At 70.2% G+C, this 19,517-nt stretch carries 19 protein-coding genes and 1 riboswitch; of the genes, 6 read left to right on the top strand and 13 right to left on the bottom strand.

Translation table 11 applies throughout. The annotated features are described in order from the left end of the window. The first annotated feature begins 98 nt into the window (after positions 1-98). The 3 genes from M3195_RS07595 to nagB are packed head-to-tail and all read left to right on the top strand — an operon-like array spanning position 99 to position 3,064. The gene (locus M3195_RS07595) at positions 99-1,286 is read left to right on the top strand and encodes an ROK family transcriptional regulator (RefSeq protein ID WP_251586159.1); all 1,188 of its coding nucleotides are present in this window, start codon (positions 99-101) and stop codon (positions 1,284-1,286) included. A gap of 40 nt (positions 1,287-1,326) precedes the next feature. Further along, positions 1,327-2,292, top strand: coding sequence for an ROK family protein (locus M3195_RS07590; RefSeq protein WP_251586157.1), 966 nt, complete (start codon positions 1,327-1,329; stop codon positions 2,290-2,292). Next, positions 2,285-3,064 carry a glucosamine-6-phosphate deaminase gene (nagB, locus tag M3195_RS07585; RefSeq protein ID WP_251586155.1) on the top strand — a complete coding sequence of 260 codons (780 nt, stop codon included), beginning with the start codon at positions 2,285-2,287 and terminating at the stop codon, positions 3,062-3,064. Before M3195_RS07590 ends, nagB begins: the two co-directional genes overlap by 8 nt. A 15-nt stretch (positions 3,065-3,079) precedes the next feature. Here nagB and M3195_RS07580 read toward each other — a convergent pair whose 3' ends face one another. From M3195_RS07580 to M3195_RS07555, 6 genes are all read right to left on the bottom strand, one after another. Beyond that, entirely contained in the window at positions 3,080-3,484 is a 405-nt protein-coding gene (locus M3195_RS07580; RefSeq protein WP_251586153.1) for an NUDIX hydrolase, read from the bottom strand. Beyond that, positions 3,477-4,841, bottom strand: coding sequence for an FAD-binding oxidoreductase (locus M3195_RS07575; protein ID WP_251586461.1), 1,365 nt, complete (start codon positions 4,839-4,841; stop codon positions 3,477-3,479). The genes M3195_RS07580 and M3195_RS07575 overlap by 8 nt, the downstream gene beginning before the upstream one ends. A 69-nt stretch (positions 4,842-4,910) precedes the next feature. Continuing rightward, a complete protein-coding gene (locus M3195_RS07570; RefSeq protein ID WP_251586151.1) occupies positions 4,911-5,282 on the bottom strand; it encodes a YrdB family protein in 372 nt (123 codons plus the stop codon). 70 nt (positions 5,283-5,352) lie between these two features. Next, a complete protein-coding gene (locus M3195_RS07565) occupies positions 5,353-7,410 on the bottom strand; it encodes a sigma-70 family RNA polymerase sigma factor (RefSeq protein WP_251586149.1) in 2,058 nt (685 codons plus the stop codon). Positions 7,411-7,873: 463 nt separating this feature from the next. Beyond that, complete coding sequence (nagA, locus tag M3195_RS07560; RefSeq protein WP_251586147.1) at positions 7,874-9,034, bottom strand: N-acetylglucosamine-6-phosphate deacetylase; 1,161 nt, start codon at positions 9,032-9,034, stop codon at positions 7,874-7,876. 2 nt (positions 9,035-9,036) lie between these two features. Continuing rightward, entirely contained in the window at positions 9,037-10,566 is a 1,530-nt protein-coding gene (locus M3195_RS07555; RefSeq protein ID WP_251586145.1) for a family 20 glycosylhydrolase, read from the bottom strand. A gap of 53 nt (positions 10,567-10,619) precedes the next feature. After that, a riboswitch (ZMP/ZTP riboswitch) is annotated at positions 10,620-10,704 on the top strand. A 38-nt stretch (positions 10,705-10,742) separates the two neighbouring features. Here M3195_RS07555 and glyA point away from each other — a divergent pair. Further along, positions 10,743-12,017 carry a serine hydroxymethyltransferase gene (glyA, locus tag M3195_RS07550; RefSeq protein WP_251586143.1) on the top strand — a complete coding sequence of 425 codons (1,275 nt, stop codon included), beginning with the start codon at positions 10,743-10,745 and terminating at the stop codon, positions 12,015-12,017. After that, the gene (locus tag M3195_RS07545) at positions 12,014-12,892 is read left to right on the top strand and encodes a bifunctional methylenetetrahydrofolate dehydrogenase/methenyltetrahydrofolate cyclohydrolase (RefSeq protein ID WP_251586141.1); all 879 of its coding nucleotides are present in this window, start codon (positions 12,014-12,016) and stop codon (positions 12,890-12,892) included. Before glyA ends, M3195_RS07545 begins: the two co-directional genes overlap by 4 nt. Before the next feature lie 85 nt (positions 12,893-12,977). Here the strand turns inward: M3195_RS07545 and M3195_RS07540 are convergent, their stop codons facing one another. Next, the gene (locus M3195_RS07540; RefSeq protein ID WP_251586139.1) at positions 12,978-13,427 is read right to left on the bottom strand and encodes a hypothetical protein; all 450 of its coding nucleotides are present in this window, start codon (positions 13,425-13,427) and stop codon (positions 12,978-12,980) included. A 47-nt stretch (positions 13,428-13,474) separates the two neighbouring features. Continuing rightward, a complete protein-coding gene (locus tag M3195_RS07535; protein WP_251586137.1) occupies positions 13,475-14,038 on the bottom strand; it encodes a TetR/AcrR family transcriptional regulator in 564 nt (187 codons plus the stop codon). Between the two features lie 74 nt (positions 14,039-14,112). Here M3195_RS07535 and M3195_RS07530 point away from each other — a divergent pair, with 74 nt between their 5' ends. Then, positions 14,113-14,589, top strand: coding sequence for a DUF4188 domain-containing protein (locus tag M3195_RS07530; protein ID WP_251586135.1), 477 nt, complete (start codon positions 14,113-14,115; stop codon positions 14,587-14,589). 82 nt (positions 14,590-14,671) lie between these two features. Here the strand turns inward: M3195_RS07530 and M3195_RS07525 are convergent, their stop codons facing one another. The 5 genes from M3195_RS07525 to hpaD form a co-directional block, all read right to left on the bottom strand. Further along, positions 14,672-15,391, bottom strand: coding sequence for a DUF6882 domain-containing protein (locus M3195_RS07525; protein ID WP_251586133.1), 720 nt, complete (start codon positions 15,389-15,391; stop codon positions 14,672-14,674). Between the two features lie 22 nt (positions 15,392-15,413). Then, positions 15,414-16,664, bottom strand: a complete 1,251-nt coding sequence (locus M3195_RS07520; RefSeq protein WP_251586131.1) for an MFS transporter — start codon at positions 16,662-16,664, stop codon at positions 15,414-15,416. Between the two features lie 120 nt (positions 16,665-16,784). Next, entirely contained in the window at positions 16,785-17,588 is an 804-nt protein-coding gene (locus M3195_RS07515) for an HpcH/HpaI aldolase family protein (RefSeq protein ID WP_251586129.1), read from the bottom strand. Next, a complete protein-coding gene (locus M3195_RS07510) occupies positions 17,573-18,358 on the bottom strand; it encodes a 2-keto-4-pentenoate hydratase (RefSeq protein WP_251586127.1) in 786 nt (261 codons plus the stop codon). The genes M3195_RS07515 and M3195_RS07510 overlap by 16 nt, the downstream gene beginning before the upstream one ends. A 10-nt stretch (positions 18,359-18,368) precedes the next feature. After that, entirely contained in the window at positions 18,369-19,505 is a 1,137-nt protein-coding gene (gene hpaD / locus M3195_RS07505) for a 3,4-dihydroxyphenylacetate 2,3-dioxygenase (RefSeq protein WP_251586124.1), read from the bottom strand. Between the last annotated feature and the right edge of the window lie 12 nt (positions 19,506-19,517).

The raw sequence follows: 19,517 nt of genomic DNA, 5'->3' as shown, positions 1-19,517 counted from the left end.
CTCTCGGTCGTCATCGTAATGTAACGTTTCGGTAACCCTCCCGGGCGCCCTGCGCGGTGGGGTTGCACAATTTTTGTTCGTAAGGTCTACTAACAAACATGTCCGTATCGGATGAAACGCGCCCGTCGACGACGTCGGAGTACGTCGGGACGAGCGCACACGCCTTCGGCCCTGCGCGGCATCTGCGCTCGCGCGCCAAGGTGCTGCCCGAGCACGCCCGCGGTCACAACCGGGCACTCGTGCTGCAGACGCTCTATCATTCCGGCGCCATGAGCCGCGCCGACCTCTCGCGGGAGACGGGACTCACCCGCGTCACCATCTCCGACCTCGTCGCGGAGTTCATCGCCGACGGCATCGTCATCGAGATGGGAGTCCGCGAGACGGTGGGCCCCGGCAAGCCGCCGATCCTCATCGACATCGACCGTGTCGGCCATCAGATCATCGGCATCGACCTCTCGGCGCCGAGCGCCTTCACCGGCGCACTGCTGAGCCTCGACGGCGACGTCATCGGACGCCGCGAGGTGCCGCGTCCGGAGACTCCGGACGGCGATGCCGCGTACGCTGCCCTGCTGCAGCTCGCCCGTGAGCTCGTCGCCGACGCCACGCAACCGATCCTGGGTGTCGGCATCGGAACGCCCGGTGTGGTGCGCCCCGACGGGATGGTGCTCAGCTCGCCGAACCTCGGCTGGTCCGACCTGCCGCTCGAGGCCAAGCTGGGCGTCGACCTGGACCTGCCCGTGCTCGTGCGCAACGACGCGAACGCCGCAGTGCTCGCCGAGTACACCTTCGGCGACGCCGAGGCGGACTTTATGCTGATCAAGATCGGTCGAGGAGTCGGCGCCGGCGTCATCACCGGCAGTCAGCCGCTTCTCGGCAGCCGGTTCGCGGCGGGCGAGATCGGGCACGTGGTCGTCGGCACCGACGGCGGCCCGCGCTGCGCCTGCGGCAAGGACGGATGCCTCGAGGCGTGGCTCAGCGAGAGCCGCCTTCGCGCCGCGATCGAGGCCGCACCGGACTCCCGCGACGACATCCTCCGCGACGCCGGGACGCGCATGGCCATCGCGATCGCCCCCATCGTCGCCGCGCTCGACCTCTCCGAAGTCGTGCTGTCCGGGCAGGGCGACCTGCTCGACGGCGTCCTCGTCGACGCGGCAGTGGAGACTCTGCACGCCCGCACGCTCGAGGGCGTGTTCGAAGACGTCGTCATCCGGCGCACCCAGCAGTCCGACATCGTGCTGCGCGGCGCCGCCGTGATGGTCCTGTCCAGCCAGCTGGGCGTCTCGTGAGCGGCGCCCTCGACTCGACCCGGGGCGGGAGCACCATCCGATGACGGATGCCATCACCGTCGACCTCGCCGGTCGACGCATTCGCGTCGGCCTGGACGTCGGCGGCACCAAGATCGACGCGGTCGCCGTGGCACCGTCGGGCGAGATCCTCGCCCGACTGCGGCGCGCGACCGGCTGGGGGGAGGATGCCGTCGTCGAGAGCGTCTCCGCCGCCGTGCTCGATCTCGCCGTCGAGGCCGGCCTGACCGTCGCCGACATCGACTCCGTGGGCATCGGCATCCCGGGGCTCGTCGACGCGGTGACCGGACGGGTGCTGCACGCGGTGAATCTCGGTGTCGAGTCGCTCGACCTCGCCGAGCGTGTCGCCGCCCGGCTCAGCGTGACCGTACGGGTCGAGAACGACGTGAAAGCGGCTGCGCTCGGCGCCGCCGCACTGCGCCGCATCGAGGGATCGATGGCGTATCTGAACCTCGGGACGGGAGTGGCGGCCGGGATCGTCGTCGACGGCGCCATCTGGCGCGGCGCCCGCGGCACGGCGGGGGAGGTGGGTCATCTCTCGGTCGACCCGGCAGGACGCCTGTGCGGCTGCGGTCAGCGCGGCTGCATCGAGACGTTCTGCGGCGGCGGTGCCCTGGCGAAGGCCTGGGGGCGCCCCGGCGCGCACCCCGTGCGCGACATCCTCGACGCCGCCGAGGAGGGCGATCCGCTCGCCGTGTCGCTGCGCGCCGACCTGTTCCACGGGGCGGCAGCGGCGGTCCGCGCACTCGTGCTCTCGGCCGACGTCGAGCGCGTCATCATCGGCGGGGGCCTGACGGCTCTCGGCACCCGCCTCGAGGCAGGTGTCCGAGACGCCCTGCATGCGGGTGCGGAGACCTCTGCGTTCATGCGCTCGCTGCACCTGGACGACCGGATCGAACTGCTTCCACTCGGGTCGCCCGCGGCTGCCGTCGGCGCCGCGCTCGTCGGAGCCACCACACCACTCAAGGAGATCGTCACCCATGGCTGAAGTCGTCATCGTCGAGAACGCCGCCGCAGCGGGCGCCCTGGTCGCCGGCGAGATCGTCGACCTCATCGACGCGCGTCCGGACGCCGTGCTCGGCCTCGCGACGGGATCCACGCCGCTGCCCGTGTACCAGGCGCTGCGCACACAGCTGGCCGGTCGAGATGTCTCGCAGGTGCGCGGATTCGCGCTCGACGAGTACGTCGGTCTCGACCCCGCGCACCCGGAGAGCTACCGCTCGGTCATCACCAAGGAGGTCGTGGAGCCGCTGGGTCTCGACCCGCAGCGCATCCACGTGCCGAACGGCGCCGAGGCGACGATCCAGCACGCGGGCGAGGACTACGAGAAGGCGATCGAGGAGGCCGGCGGCGTCGACCTCCAGATCCTCGGCATCGGCACCGACGGCCACATCGGCTTCAACGAGCCCGGGTCGTCCTTCGCTTCGCGCACCAGGGTGAAGACGCTCACCCAGCAGACGCGCGAGGACAATGCGCGCTTCTTCGACTCGATCGACGACGTGCCGATGCACTGCATCACCCAGGGGCTCGGCACGATCCTGCGCGCGCGCCACCTCGTACTGCTCGCGTTCGGCGAGGGCAAGGCGCGGGCCGTGGCGGATGCCGTCGAGGGGCCGCTCTCGGCGATCCTCCCCGGCTCGGCGATCCAGCTGCACCCGCACGCGACCGTCGTGATCGACGAGGCGGCCGCGTCGCGACTGAAGCTCGCCGACTACTACCGCTACACCTTCGCCAACAAGCCCGCCTGGCAGGGCATCTGACCCGCGCCGCCCCTCTCAGCTGCCGCGTGCCCAGGCGAGCGGGAGCAGGTGCTCGACGCTGAGCGGCGCGAGTGGCAGCGTCTCGGCATCCTGAGCCGTGATCCAGCGCAGTTCGGCGAGTTCGGCCTGCACCGTCACGTCGGCCTGGGCGATGTCTACGGCGAACGCGTCGGCGACCACGCGATGACCTGGCTCGTTCGCGGCCGCCGACACGAAACGGCCGAGCGGGGTGAGATCGGCGTCGGCGAGGCTCAGGCCGAGTTCCTCGTGCAGTTCGCGGATCAGTGTCCGCGCGGGGGTCTCACCCGCCTCAGGCTTGCCGCCAGGCTGCATGAACCGGGTCGTGCCGTGCTTGCGCACGACGAGCACGCGACCGGCTGGATCGAGGATCACGGCGGCGCTGACGTGGATGTCAGGCATCGGCGGCGAACACCTTTCCCGGGTTGAGGATGCCGAGCGGATCGAAGACGCGCGCGATCTGCCGCTGCAGCTGCCACTGGTCGTCGCCGAGCTCGTCGGCGAGCCATCGGCTCTTGAGCGTGCCGATGCCGTGCTCCCCGGTCAGGGTGCCTCCCAGCGCCAGAGCAGCGCGGAACAGCTCGTCGGCTGCTGCCCAGATGTGCGCGGGCGTCTCCGGGCCCTCGAAGATGAAGTTCGGGTGCAGATTGCCGTCGCCGGCATGAGCCACGGTGGGGATCGTGATCCCGAACGCCCGCTCGATACGGGCGATCTCGTCGAACATCGCGGGCATGGCGCTCCGGGGCACCGAGACGTCTTCGATCAGCGTCGTGCCCAGTGACGCCATCGCCGCGTGCATCGAACGGCGGATCGCCAGCAGACGCTCGCCCTCCTCACGGTCGGACGACACCTGCACGGCGCCGTCGTGGGCCGTGAGGATCTCGGCGATCATCGTCGCTTCGGCGGTCGCGGCCGGTCCGTCGGTCTGGATGGTCAGCTGGGCGCTGCCTTCGCCGGGAGCGGGCAGGTCGAGCAGAGCCGCGACGGCGCTGAGGCTCGCGGCATCCATCAGCTCCATGATCGCGGGCTGGACCCCGGATGCCGTCACGGCGGCCGAGGCGGCAGCCGCGCGCCGTACATCGGGGAAGACGGCTGCGATCGTGCAGGTCGTTCCGGCGACGAGGCGGCGCAGCTTCAGCGTGGCCCCGACGACCACGCCCAGCGTGCCCTCCGAACCGATCACGAGCGAGGTGAGGTCGAGCCCGGTGACGCCCTTCACACTGCGGTGTCCGAGGTGCAGCAGGCGCCCGTCGGCGAGCACGAGGTCGACGCCGAGTACGGCATCGCGCACGACGCCGTACTTCGCGCACAGCAGGCCGCCCGCACCCGTCGCGATGTTGCCGCCCACCGTCGAGATGGCGCGGCTTGCGGGGTCGGGCGCCCACCAGAGTCCGTGCTCCGCCAGGGCGTCGTTGAGCTCGGCGTTGAGGATGCCGGGTTCGACGACCGCGAGCAGGTCGTCGGCACGCACCTCGCGAATCGCCGTCATGCGGCGGGTGGAGAGGACGATCTCGCCGTCGCCCGCGTTGGCCGCTCCGGCGAGCCCGGTGCCGGCTCCTCGGACGACCACGGGGGTGCGCGTCTCGGAGGCGATGCGCATGACGGTCTGCACGTGTGCCACGGTCTCGGTGTGCACCACAGCGACCGGCCGCCCCACCGCGGCATGACCGGAACTGTCGGCTCTGGCTTGTTCGAGCGTTGCGTGGTCGGTGTCGACGACGTCGCCGAGCGCGTCGACGAGGAGGTCGAGGGCCGTCATGCCGGACGTCGTCGTCATCGCTGCATCCTCACGGCCGGAGAGCCGCCGCGAGGGAGCGGGTGCCGGTCGTCATGCGATGCGCCGCCGGCCGCTCACGACCCCGGCGCCCACCGCGACGAGCGCGAATGCGAGGCCGACGACGGGCTGATCCATGAGCCACCACGCGATCGTGACGCTGACGTAGATGAGCAGCTCGACCGCCGCGCGCAGGAAGGGGTGGAGACGCAGCACGGGCCGCGGAGAGAGGAACAGAGCCCAGACGAGGATGACGAGAACCGGTGCGCCGATGCCGAGCACGATGTTCCAGGGCATCGGCCAGGTGGCGAAGCCCCAGAGGGCGAGCGTCGCGACGGAGATCACCAGGACGATCGAGCGGATCACGTCGAGAGCGGTGATGGTCGGGCGGTTCACGCCGGGTACGGCGGGCGGTTCCTCGGGCATGATTCCAGTCTAATTCGCCGGGAAGAAGGCGATTCGCCTCCGAGGCTTCCAGCCGTCGTGCCGGCGGAGTTCAGGGGAGGGGGAGCGCGGAGTCCGCAGTCCCGTCGACGAGGAGCTCCTCGACGGGAGCCTCGACGACCGCGGCCGTCTCGCGCTCGACCGGGGCGGCTTCGACGGGCTCCTGCGGTGCCTGATCCTGCTGCGTGGGTGCCTGTTCCACCGGTGCCTGCTCCGCAGGAGCCTGCTCCGCAGGAGCCTGCGCAGGCCCGACGATGGGCGCGGGGGTGGTGACGGCATCCGCCGGCGTGGTCGCAGCGTCCGTCGGCGGCGCGGCGTCCGCCGGAACCTCGGTGTCGGCCGGGACGTCGTCGGGCACTCCGCAGGCGGGCGCGAGGAGTACGGCGTCCAGGGTCACACCCAGGCCGGCGAGCGTCGTCGTGCTCGGCAGGACGGGGCCGTCGAGAGTGACGTAGTGGACCTCGACGGTCGAGCTGATGATGATCTGCGTGAGAGTCGGTCGGAGGCTGATCGTCCCGGCTCCGGACGCTCCGAGCTGCGTGCCGTCGGCGCCGCCGCTCCCTCCACCGAGGAGCGCGTCCACCTCGGTGCCGGCTGTGCCGAGCACGCCGACGGAGACGTGGGTGACGAGGTCGTCGTCGAGGCAGATCCCGGCCGCGCCGAACTCCAAGGGTACCGTCGGGACGACGGGCGTGCCGGGTTCCTCCGTCCCCGGCTCTCCGGTGCCGGGGTCTCCGCCCCCGGGCTCTTCCGTCTCGGGCTGCTCGTCGCCGGGTGCGGTGACGGGCGGTGCGACCGGTGCGACCGGTGCGACGGGCGCTGCCGCAGCGGGAGCCGTGGCGGGTGGCTGATCTTCGGCGGCCTCAGGCGTCACCGGAGCCTCCACCGGCGGGATGACGGGCTCGGGCGCCGGCGTCTCGACCGTGACGGGCTCATCGGCGGCCATGGCTTCGTCCGGGCCGACATCGGCGCTGATCGACGACGAGTCGCTGTCGCCCGCGCTCGGCAACGACGCGGCCGGGTTGGCGCCGACGAGGCCGGGAACGATGGTCGCAGCGGTCACGACACCGGCGACGATGAGGGCGGCCGAGCCGGCTCCGACCAGGGCGCCCACTCCGCTGAGCACGCCTCCGCCGGCAGCGCCGGCACCACCGGCTCCGGTGCCTGCGGTCCCGCCTGCTCCGGCGCTCGCTCCCGCGGAGCTTCCGGCGGCGACAGCGCCACCGCCGACGACGACCGCGCCCTCGGTCACGGCCGACGGCATCGCGGCCAACGCGACGACCGGCGCTCCGCCACCCTGCAGGGCGGCCAGGTACCCGGTCGCTCCGGTGACGCCGAGCACGAGCGGAAGGAGCACGAGGGCGAGGCGTGTCGAGACGTCTTTGGCCTCTGCGGCGACGATCATGCAGCGCGCGCAGTCCTCGAGGTGTGCTTCGAGGCGCTTCTTGTCACGCACGCCGAGGTTGCCGCGCGAGTACGCGCCGAGGTGCTCGATGGTCCATTGGCAGTCGGAGCCCGGCTCGGCGCTGCGCAGATGCGCCTGGATCCACGCCTCCCGCAGACCCTCGCGGGCACGGAACGCGAGCTGCGAGACGGCACCCGCCTTCATGCCCAGCAGGGGGCCCGCCTCGGCGGGCTTCATCTGCTCGATCTCGGTGTACCAGAGCACCTCCTGCCACCGCGAGGGGAGGCTGCGGAAGGCCTGAGCGGTGAGACTGCGGTCGAGGGCCTCGTCGGTGGCCTGCTCGGTGCTGTGGGGGTCGGCGACGGTGTCGAGCTCGTCGATGGCCGACTCGCGTCGCGAGCGCCCCCACGCGGCTGCGGTGTTGCGGATGCTCGTGAACAGGTACGCGCGGAAGGAGCCGTTGGGTCCGCCGCCCTTGATGATGGCCTGATAGATGCGCGTGTACGACTCCTGGACCAGGTCGTCGGGGTCGATGGACGAGGTGATGGAGCGGGCGACGGACATGCCGGACGGGTAGTGGCGTCTCCAGAGCTCCCCGAAGGCGGCGGCGTCACCCGATCGGGTGCGCAGCACGAGGTCGGCGTCGGCGATGGTCTCGTCGTTCGAGGCCTTCTGGCTCGCGGTGTTGTCCTGGCTCACTGTCATCCATCTGTCATGGGGAGCGGATGCGTCCCCACATGAAGAGACGCGTGAAACCGTCCTTCATCACGCGCCTTACCCATTCTCCCTCCGATCTCCCCGGTTCGCCACCCCGGGATGGAACTCTCGTCGACGGGTTGCACGCAGGAAAAGGCCCGGTCAGAGCGACCGGTCACGGGAGCGGAGAAAAAATTCGAAGAAATTCTGAGAAGTCGCGTAATGGATCGGCGGGGCCGTCGTCTCATCCCGTAGAGACAGCCATGGTCCTCCACCGGGGGGCGGAGGGACCAGGCGCTGGTGCAGAGGGGCATGAGCACCGGTGGACGGCGGGTCGGGTGCCTCGGGGGAGGAGTTCCCGGCCCGCCGGCTCTGAGAGGGGAAAGTGCGAGGGCCGCCGTTCTGGGGAAAGGCGGCCCTCCGCCCTGAGGAGGACCGGAGAGCGCAGAGCTGCGCGTCGTCGCGCAACGAGCTAGGAGACCTCGCCCACCCAGACGCGCACGACGCGCAGCTCCGCATCCAGCAGCACGGCGTCGCCGGCGTACCCGGGGGAGAGCGCGCCGAGCCGGTCGCCGTATCCGATCGCCGACGCGGGGGTGCGCGTGAGAGCGCGGACCGCGACAGGGAGCGGGATCCCGGCCGCCACCGTGCGCTGCAGAGCGACGTCCTGCGTGAGCGTCGAGCCGGCGATCGATCCGGTGTCGTCGGCACGGGCGATGCCGTCCTGCACGGTCACGCTCACGGCGCCGAGGTCGTAGTGCCCGTCGGCGCTGCCCGCCGCAGCCATCGCATCGGTGATCAGGGCCACTCGGTCGGGGGCGGAGTCGAAGAGCAGCTTCACGACATGCGGGTCGAGGTGCACGTCGTCGGCGATCGCCTCGAGCACGACGCGGTGGTCTGCTGCCGCCGTCAGCACCGGGCCGGGCGCGCGGTGATGGATGCCGGGCATCGCGTTGAACGCATGAGTGAGGATCGACGCCCCGGCGTCGAACGCCGCGCGGGCCATGTCGGCGTCTGCGTCGGTGTGGCCGACGGCCGCCGCGGCGCCCGCCTCGACGATCAGCCGGACGGCATCCAGCCCGCCCGGCAGCTCCGGCGCGATCGTGACCTGGCGCACCGTGCCGGAGCCCGCCTCGAGAAGTCGGGCCACGTCCGCCGCAGCCGGCGCCCGGAGCAGGCTCGGCTCGTGGGCGCCGTGGTGTCCCGGATCGAGGAACGGCCCCTCGAGGTGCGAACCGAGGATGTCGCGGTCGCTGCGCATCAGCTCGGCGATCTCGGCGACGCGACGCGCGAGGTCGTCGAGCGGCGCCGTGACGAGCGACACCAACGCCCGGGTGGTGCCGTGTGCGCGATGCAGGGCGCGTGCGGTGCGGATCGCGTCGATCCCGTCGTCGAACGCCGCGCCGGCGCCGCCGTGCCCGTGGATGTCGACGAAGCCGGGCGTCAGCACCGCCCCGTCGCCGGCGGTCTCGCGCGCGTCGACGATGCGATCCGCGGGGTCCCACGTGCTGCCGGTGCCGGTCGCGACGACGAGGCCGTCCTCGATGCGCACCCAGGCGTCGTCGGCGATGGTGCCGTCGTCCACCAGCCGCGCTCGGTGGATGACGAGCGACCCCGACGCGGTCGGCTCCACCGTCACTGCTCGACCCCGTCGATCTCAGGCGCGGCCCAGTCGATCTCGGGCGACGCGTGGAAGTTCACGCCGCGGGCGCGCCAGCCCGGCGCGAGCGACGCGATGCGTGCGCGGAACGATTCCCAGTCGCGTCCTTCGCCCTCCCGTGGCGACCAGGCGACCTCGGCGAGAGCCGCCGCGCGGGGGAACACGAGCTGCTCGACGTCGGCGTAGGTTCGGGTCGTCTCACTCCAGAGCGGCGCCTCGATGCCGAGGATGGCGCTGTCGGGCACGTCGAGCACGGCGGCCGGGTCCCAGGAGTACGCGCGCTGCACGTCGACGACGGCGGCCCACGTGAGTCCGAGGGGGAAGTCGGGCGTGTACTTCATGTCGAGGTAGGCGGCGTCAGCGGCGGACACGATCAGAGCGCCGCCCCGTTCCACGAAGCGGGCGGCCTCCGCGGCGTGCGTCTCGGAGGGCGTCGTCATGCCCCAGTACTGGCCGACGGTGCCCTCGGCGATGCCGGCGGCCGAGCCCATCTCGTGCCAGGCGACGGGGATCTTCCCCTCCTCGACCACGATCGCGGTCGCGCGCTCGGCGAACAGATCGAAGTCCGCCTGCGGGGTGCCGAGCGACTCGTCGCCGCCGATGTGGATGTACGGCCCGGGGGTGAGCTCGACGAGCTCGCGGATGACATCGCGCACGAACTCGTACGTGCGCTCCTCGTGGATCCGGACGCTCGAGTGGCCGACACCCCAGCCGAGGTACGGCTCGCCCTTCACGGGGAGCGGCTGGTCGAGCTCCTTCGCCTGCGATACGAGGGCGTCGTTGAGCACAGGCTCCTCGACGAGGTCGGGGTACGCGACGCCGATCGCGTGTGTGTGTCCGGGGAGGTCGATCTCGGGGATGACGATCATGTGCCGCGCCGCCGCGTACGCCACGATGTCGCGGTACTCCTCCTTCGTGTAGAAGCCGCCGCGGTCGCCGTCTGCGGCCGACGTCGACGAGAGCTCGGTGAGCTTCGGCCACGAGTCGATCTGGATGCGCCAGCCCTGGTCGTCGCTGAGGTGCAGGTGCAGGTGGTTGTACTTCAGCGCGCTCGTCTCGTCGATGAAGCGCTTGACCTCGGCGACATCGAAGAAGTGGCGGGTGACGTCGAGCATGACCCCGCGGCGGGGGAACCGCGGGGCATCGGTGATCTCGACGCGGGGAAGGCTCCAGACGCCGCTCTCCTCGGTCAGCAGCTGCAGGAGGCTCTGCACGCCGTAGAAGAGTCCGGCCTCATCGCCGCCGACGATCTGCAGGTTCTCGCCGATCGAGAGACGGTATCCCTCCGCCGGGGCGGCGCCGGATTCCACGTGCAGGGTGATCGCACCGGGCTCAGCGACGTCGGTGGTGGTGAGACGGATGCCGGTGCGGTGTGCCACGGCATCCATCAGCTGGATCGCCGCGGGAGAGTCGCCGATGACTCGCATGCTCTCGGTGACCGGCATCCGGCCCTCGCCGACGACGGCGGAGACGGGAAGGGGGACGAGGGGGAGGGGAAGGACCATGAACAAAACCTACCGTGCGGGCACACGGCGACGACAGAGGCGATCCGGTATGCTCGAATCGTCGCGACTGGCGTCTGGGTGGACTACCACCGGGGAGCGACTGACCACGGACTTCGACCGCGCGCCTGGGCCGATAGGAACACCCTTCGATTCCGTTGTCAGAGGAGCATGTCACCATGACCGACCGTTACTTCAACGCCCCGCTCGCCGAGGTCGACCCCGAGATCGCCGAGGTCCTCGACCGCGAGCTGAAGCGTCAGCAGACCTTCCTCGAGATGATCGCGTCCGAGAACTTCGTGCCCGTCTCCGTGCTGCAGTCGCAGGGGTCGGTTCTCACGAACAAGTACGCCGAGGGCTACCCGGGCCGTCGCTACTACGGCGGGTGTGAGGAGGTCGACGTCGCCGAGGAGCTCGCCATCCAGCGCGCGAAGGACCTGTTCGGCGCTGAGTTCGCGAACGTCCAGCCGCACTCCGGCGCGTCGGCGAACGCCGCTGTGCTGCACGCGATCGCTCGCCCCGGCGACACCCTGCTCGGTCTGTCGCTCGACCAGGGCGGCCACCTCACGCACGGCATGAAGATCAACTTCTCCGGCCGGCTCTACGACATCGTCGCGTACGGCGTGAACCCCGAGACCTCGGTCATCGACATGGACGAGGTGCGCCGCCTCGCCCTCGAGCACAAGCCCAAGGTCATCATCGCCGGCTGGTCGGCGTACCCTCGCACCCTCGACTTCGAGGCGTTCCGAGCGATCGCCGACGAGGTCGGCGCCCTGCTCTGGGTCGATATGGCGCACTTCGCCGGGCTCGTCGCCGCCGGCCTCCACCCGAACCCCGTGCCGCACGCGCACGTCGTGTCGTCGACCGTGCACAAGACGATCGGCGGGCCGCGCTCGGGCTTCATCCTCACGAACGACGCCGACATCGCCAAGAAGATCAACACCGCGGTCTTCCCGGGCCAGCAGGGCGGCCCGCTCATGCACGTGATCGCCGCGAAGGCGACCGCGTTCAAGCTCGCCGCGACGCCCGAGTTCGCGGAGCGTCAGGAGCGCGTCCTGCGCGGCGCCTCGATCATCGCCGAGCGTCTGTCGCAGCAGGACGTGAAGGACGCCGGCATCGGCGTGCGCTCGGGCGGCACCGATGTGCACCTCGTGCTGGTCGACCTGCGCGACGCCGAGCTCGACGGCAAGCAGGCCGAAGACCTGCTCCACGAGATCCACATCACCGTGAACCGCAACGCGGTGCCGAACGACCCGCGCCCGCCGATGGTGACCTCGGGTCTTCGGATCGGCACGCCCGCCCTCGCGACGCGCGGGTTCGGCGACGCCGAGTTCACCGAGGTCGCCGACGTGATCGCGCTCGCCCTGATCCCCGGTGCCGACATCGAGGCGCTTCGCGCACGCGTCGATGCGCTCGCCGCGGCCTTCCCGCTCTACCCGGACCTGCAGCAGTGACCGCTCGCGTTCTCGACGGCAAGGCGGCGTCCGCCGCGATCAAGGCCGAGCTGACCGAACGGGTAGCTGCGCTGAAGGAGAAGGGGATCGTCCCCGGCATCGCCACGGTGCTGGTCGGCGCCGATCCGGCATCCCAGCTCTACGTCGGCATGAAGCACCGGCAGTCCGAGGCGATCGGCATGAACTCGATCCAGCGCGAGCTGCCGGCCGATGCCACGCAGGCCGACGTCGAGGCCCTGATCGACGAGCTCAACGCCGACGACAGCTGCCACGGCTACATCGTGCAGCTGCCGCTGCCGAAGCACATCGACACCGACGCGATCCTCGAGCGGATCGACCCGGCGAAGGATGCCGACGGCCTGCACCCGACCAACCTGGGTCGTCTCGTGCTCAACGTCAACAGCCCGATCCACACCCCGCTGCCGTGCACGCCGCGCGGAGTGATCGAGCTGCTGCTGCGCAATGACTACGACCTGAAGGGCAAGCACGTGGTCGTCGTCGGCCGCGGCGTGACGATCGGCCGCTCGATCGGGCTGCTGCTCACGCGCCGCGACCTGAACGCCACCGTCACGCTGACGCACACGGGCACGGTCGACATGCCGCGCTATCTGCGCGAGGCCGACGTGATCGTGGCCGCCGCCGGGGTGAAACACCTCATCAGCGCCGAGGACGTCAAGCCGGGCGCAGCGGTGCTCGACGTGGGCGTGACGCGCGAGACCGACCCCGAGACGGGCAAGAACCTCGTCTTCGGTGACGTGCACCCCGACGTGGCCGAGGTCGCGGGCTGGGTGTCGCCGAACCCGGGCGGCGTGGGGCCGATGACGGTCGCGCTGCTCATGACGAACGTGGTGGAGGCCGCGGAGCGGTTGGCCTGACGCGCGCGGCGGTCGCGGATCAGCTTCGGCGTCGCAGGAACTCTTCGGATTCCTGCGACGTCGCCGCATCTCTGCGACGCGCGGGTCAGTGGTCGGAGGCCCTGCCCGAAATCTTCGACCTCACCACGTCGTACAGCTCGCCCGTCTTCGCGCGGAGCCTGTCGTCGACGAGGTCGTAGACCACCCAGCCGAGCAGCAGGAGCAGCGGCGGGAGCACGTAGCTCCAGAACCCGTGCGCCCGCACCCCGCTGAACCAGACGACCGCGACCCAGATGATGAGCTCGACGAGATAGACGAGCAGGTACTGCACGACCTTCTCGCCCGCCCTCGTGCGGTCGGCCGCAGACCTCGCCGCCATCCCGCGGAACACGCGCGTCAGGAGCGGCTTGAGGACGAGGGCGGCGAGAGTCAGGATGACGGACGCCCACAGCGCATTGAGGCCGACGGACACGCCGGGCGAGAGCCAGCCGATCAGCAGCAGGACGACGACGTTGAACACGTAGAGGGCGGCGAACCTGACGATTCCGTTCTTCATGCGCCCAGACTCGCACATCGGCAGCAGGTCCGGCGGCCGGTCGCGGGTCAGGATGCGGGGAAGGCCCGTTCGACAGCCGTGACGACCTCGTCGTAGACGGCAGCCCAATCAACGGCGACCGGCGTGACGGCGGCGAGCTCGAGGCTCACGGCTCCGTGCACCTGCGCCCAGACCGTCAGCGCGGCTGCGGTCACTCTGTCTGCGGGAACGCGCTCAGCAAGCGTGCGGATGAGCGGTGCCATCGCGGCTCCGGTCTTCTCGTCGTCGGGCCGATAGTCGATGAGCGTCGTGATGGACCCGTTGAACATCAGCCGGTAGAGGGCGGGGTTCTTCGTCGCCCAGTCGCGGTAGGCGAGGCCGAGCGCGCGCAGCCCGTCTGGCTCGACCGCGGCCTGGGAGGCGCCGAACGACGCGAAGCCGTTCTCGATGACGGCGACGAGCATCTCGTTCTTCCCGCCGAACAGGGCGTATACGGCCGATGTCGACGTGCCGGCGGTCTGGGCGATCTCGCGGAGGCTGACCCGCTCCGGGCCCTTCTCGTCGACCATGGCGGCGGTCGCCGCGAGAAGGCGCTCTCGTAGAGCATCGTCGTAGAGCGGGGGCCTTGCCATGTCAGCGAGCATACCGTAACGTCGTTTCGTAACATCGTTACAGCAAGTACGACCTCGACGAAAGGTGGCCGTTCGTGGCTCAGCAGGTCTTCCCCGGTCGGTTCACGGCATCCGTCGACCGCTCGGACATCACGGTGTTCTTGATCGGCATGCGCGCCAACAGGTGGTGGCAGGTCGGGCGGGTGATGTGGACGGCGAGCAGGATGCCGCCGATGCTGCAGCACCTCATGACGCACCCCGAGGCGGGCATGCTGGGCATGCAGAGCTGGTTCGGCAGGACGACTCTGCTGCTGACGTACTGGGAGAGCCCCGAGCATCTGCAGCGTTTCGCGGCCGATCGCGACGCGCCGCACCTGCAGCCCTGGCGCGACTTCATGCGCACGCTGCAGGGCACGGGCAGCGTGGGGGTGTGGCACGAGACGTATCAGGTGCCGACGAAGGATCTCGAAGCCGTGTACGTCGACATGCCGGCCTTCGGTCTCGCAGCCGCCACCCGGCATGTGCCGATCGGCGATGGCATGAAGACGGCCCGCCAGCGTCTGGGACGCTGACGCGCCGTGCAGGATCGCGGCTTCGGCGTGGTCGACACCCGCCCGCCAGCGTCTGGGACAATGACGCGCCGTGCAGTCTCTTTCAGCTCTGCGGCTGCAGGCTGCTCTCGATGTTCGCGATGCGGGCCTGGTCGTCGAAGCGGAAGGTCGCCGAGCCGCTCGAGTCGGACACGGTCGCTCCCGAGAACGACTCGTCCGTCCAGCTGAGGTTCCAGCCGGCGAGGCGGGCGGCATCCCACACCGAGGTTCGTGCGTCGGGAAGCGCGAGACCCGAGAGGATGCGCGGAAGCGCGATCGCAGCCGCGGCGACTGTGAGCGGTGCGATCGGGGCGTCGAGGAGGAACACGGCCGAGGTCCCGCCGCCCACCGGGGCGACGTAGTACGGGGAGCGGCCGGTCAGTTCGACGGCGACCGCGCCGACGGTGTGACCGGCAGCCGCGATCCAGTCATCCCCGCCGGCGTCGGCGGGGAAGGGCAGCTCAGCGTCACTGAGCGCGGAGATGCCGTGCTCGGTGCCGTAGTCGCGCAGCTGGAGTGCGATCCCGGTGGCGTCGCCCTGCGGGTGCGCCCATGCCCAGAGCAGCGAGCGGGGGCCGGGAGCGATCGTGGCGATGAGGTGTGCGCGGGCGACGAGCTGACCCGCGGCGTCCGCGTTCGACGTGAAGGTGATGGTGCCGGCAGCCATGTCGGCATCCCAGCGGTTGTCGCCGAGCTTCTCGAGCTCCTGCGCCAGGGCATCCTGACGAAGGGCGGTGAACAGTGCGGCACGGTCGGCGAGGGGCTGGAGCGCGGCGAAGGTCATGCTCACAGTCTTGCCCGGATTGCTATGAATCCGCCAACCCCGTCTTGCCGGAGCCGAGGGCTTCGGCGGGGCGTCCCATGCGCCAGACGCTCGGGACGGCGAGGGCGAGCAGGGCGATCACGGCGTACACCGCACCCGACCAGATCAGCACGGCGACGATGTCGCTGTGCGTGACGAGCCACCCGTACACGAGTGTGCCGACAGGCAGAACGACGTAGCTGCCGAGCATGTCATAGCTGTAGACGCGCGAGAGCTTGTCGCCCGGCACGTTCTCCATCATGGCGACGTTCCATCCGGTGCTGAACACCTCGGCGCCCGCTCCCGCGAGGAACGCGGCGATCGCGAGGAGCACGACGGCGGGGTGGGCGCCGAGCACCGTGAGCGGGATCGCGAACGTCGCCATGCCGATCATGCCGCACCGCAGTGGCCGCTTGAGCGGGAACCACATCAGCACCAGCGTCATGAGCAGGACGCCGACGCCCTCGGCGCTCACGACCCACCCCCACCCGGCGACGCCGAGCCGGTCGTCATTCTTCGCGATGTAGGGACCGACGACGCCCCATGCCCCGATGTGGATGGCGTTCATGATCATGAACGCCACGACGATCGTCCACAACCAGGTGCGGCTCGAGAACTCCTGCCAGCCGACACGGAGGTCGTGGAAAAGCGACGTGCCGCCACCGCGCACGGGCGGGGGAAGGCGGACCATCGCGAGGACCGGGATCGCGAGCGCCCACGCGACGGCCTGCGACACCATGACCCAGGCGGGGCCTGCGGTCGCGACGACGATGCCGGCGATGATGGGGCCGCCGATCGTCGTCGCCGATCGCACGAACGACAGCATGGCGTTCGCCTGCTGCAGGTGCTCCGGCGTGGTCAGCTGCGGGATGATGCCCTGCATCGCCGGGAGCACGAACGCGGTCGACGCCCCGTTCAGCACCGACAGCAGCGCGAGCAGCGGGACGGTCGCCGTGCCGGTGAAGAGCAGTGCGGCCATCGTGCCGATGCTCATGATGTCGATCACGTAGCAGGACTGGATGATGAGCGCCCGCGGCAGACGGTCGGCCACGACGCCGCCGAACAGCAGGAAGACGATGTTGCTGAGCGTGAAGGCGGCGAGCACGAGAGACAGCGACTGCGGGTCGTTGTCGATCTCGAGCACCGCGAAGGCCAGGGCGATGGACGACATCGATCCCGTGATCATGGTGATCGCACGGGCGAGGAAGAACCAGCGGAACCCGCGGTCCTGCATCGCGGCGAGAGCGCGGATCATCGCGCGGGCTCACTCGTGTGCATCACTCCATCCTGGCACCGGCCAGCAGGCTTCGAATCGCGCGAATGGCGACCGGGCACCTGCCCAACCTGCGATTCGCGCGATTCGAACGGGGACAGATCAGTAGCTGGCGCGGTCGGGCGCGTCGGCCGCGGTGATGAACCGGGCCGCGAGAGCCTCGGACGCCCTCGCCAGCAGGGCGACATCGGCGCCGACCGCCACGAAGTCGGCGCCACCGGCGATGTACGCATCGGCGGCGGCAGGGTCGAACGCGTTCACGCCCACGGGCTTCCCCGCTGCGCTCACCGCCGCGAACACGCTCTCGACGGCGTCGACCACGTCGGGGTGGGTCTGCTGGCCGAGGAGTCCCATCGAGGCCGAGAGATCGGACGGGCCGACGAAGACGGCATCCACTCCGTCGACGGCCGCGATCTCGGATGCCGCGTCGACGCCGGCCGCGGTCTCGATCTGCACGGTGAGCGAGGTGTACTGCGCGGAGTCGCGCAGATAGCCGTCGACGCGGTTCCACCGGGCGCTGCGGGCGAGGGCGCTGCCGACCCCGCGCACGCCCTCGGGCGGGTAACGGGTGGCGGCGACGGCGGCGCGTGCCTCGTCGGCCGAGGACACCATCGGGATGATGATGTTCTGCGCGCCCAGATCCAGCACCTGCTTGATCGACACGGCGTCGTTCGATGGCACCCGCACGACCGGCGTGATCGGATACGCGGCGACGACTTGCAGCTGCACGAGAGTCGACTCGAGGGTGTTGGCGGAGTGCTCCATGTCGATGAGCAGCCAGTCCAGGCCCGACCCCGCGGCGACCTCGGTCACCAGCGGACTGCCGGAGCAGGCCCACATGCCGATGAGGGGGCGAGCGGATGCCGCGAGGGCCTCGCGGAACGACGGGTCTAGACGAAGCGGCATGTGATGGTTCCCATCGGTCCGTAGTCGCACAGCACCTCGTCGCCGCGCGACACCCACATCGGGCGTGTGAACGATCCTGCCAGGATGATCTCGCCCGCTTCCAGGCGCGCGCCGTGCTGATGGAACTTGTTCGCGAGCCAGGCCACGCCGGTCGCAGGGTGTCCGAGCACGCCGGCGGCGACCCCGGTCTCCTCGATCTCGCCGTTGCGCGAGAGCACGCCGGGGACCCAGCGCAGGTCGACCTCGTCTGGCCTCCGGCGCTCGGTGCCGAGCACCATCGCCCCGTACGCCGCGTTGTCGCTGATCGTGTCGACGATCGTGCGTCCCTCGAGCTCGATGTGCGAGTTGAGCACCTCGAGCGCGGGGACGGCGTAGTCGATCGCGGCGAGTGCGTCGTCGAGCGTGCAGGCCGGGCCTTCGAGAGGCCGGGCGAGCACGAAGGCGAGTTCGACCTCGACGCGCACGTTCGAGAAATGGTCGGTCGGGATCTCGGCCCCTGACTCGTACACGGTGTCGTCGAACATGACGCCGTAATCGGGCTCGGTGATGCCGGTCGCCTGCTGCATCGCTTTCGACGTCAGGCCGATCTTGCGGCCGACCAGGCGGCGCCCCGCGGCGATCTGCGCATCGCGCCAGACGCCCTGAATGGCGTAGGAGTCCTCGACCGTCGCTTCGGGGTAGCGCGCCGTGATCCGAGGGATGACCCCGTGAGTGCGGTCGGCCTCTGCGAGTTCAGCCGCGATCTGCGTGATTGTCTCTGCGGACAGCATCCGTGTCTCCTTACAGCTGATTGCCGAGCTTCTTCTCGCCCTCATCCGCGCGAGTGTAGGAGAATCCGTCGGCGCCGATCGTCACGGCCATCTCCGAGCTGTCGGTGCGTGCGACGACCGGCTGCGGGTTGCCGTCGAGGTCGAGCACGAGGGAGGCGTCCGTGTACCAGGAGGGCACGACGGGATTGCCCCACCAGTCGCGTCGCTGGTTGTCGTGCACATCCCACGTGATGACCGGGTTGTCGGGGTCGCCCGTGTAGTAGTCCTGCGTGTAGACCTCGACGCGGTGGCCGTCGGGATCGCGCAGGTACAGATAGAACGCGTTGCTCACGCCGTGCCGCCCCGGCCCGCGCTCGATGGCATCCGACCGACGGAGGGCCCCGAGCTTGTCGCAGATCGCGAGGATGTTGTGCTTCTCGTGTGTGGCGAAGCAGACGTGGTGCATGCGGGGTCCGTCGCCGCCGGTCATCGCGGTGTCGTGCACCGTCGGCTTGCGGCGCATCCATGCGGCGTACACCGTGCCCTCGTCGTCCTGGATGTCCTCCGTGACGCGGAAGCCGAGATCCTGCATGAACTTCACCGCGCGCGGCACGTCCGGCGTCACCTGGTTGAAGTGGTCGAGGCGCACGAGTTCGCCGGGGATGTGCAGGTCGTACCGCCACGACATCCGCTCGACGTGGTCGCTCTGGTGGAAGAACTCGATCGGGAAGCCGAGCGGATCGACGACGCGCACCGAGTCGCCGACGCCCTTCACGAAGCCCTGCGGGTTGCGGCGCACGTCGCAGCCGAGCTCCGAGTAGAAGGCCACCGCGAGGTCGAGGTCCTCGGCAGAGCGCACGCGGTACGAGAACACGGCCACCGCGGCGACGGGCCCCTTTCGCAGCACGAGGTTGTGGTGGATGAACTCCTCGGTGGAGCGCAGGTAGATCGTCTCGTCGTCCTCTTCGGTCACGTACAGGCCGAGCACGTCGACGTAGAACACGCGCGAAGCGGCGAGGTCGGTGACGACGAGCTCCATGTACGCGCAGCGCAGCACGTCCGGCGGGATGCTCTGGGGTGTGGCGATCGGGTTGTCCGTGCGGATCGGCGCCTCCTGGCTCACGTAGTAGCCGGCGGAGGTGAGGGTCATCTCGTGGCGGTCGGTCATGTCAGCGTCCTC

It is taken from the genome of Microbacterium hydrocarbonoxydans (assembly GCF_023715885.1).
Lineage (GTDB): Bacteria > Actinomycetota > Actinomycetes > Actinomycetales > Microbacteriaceae > Microbacterium > Microbacterium hydrocarbonoxydans_C.
Note: the sequence above shows the minus strand (reverse complement) of the source record. Positions and strands in the feature narration are given on the sequence as shown.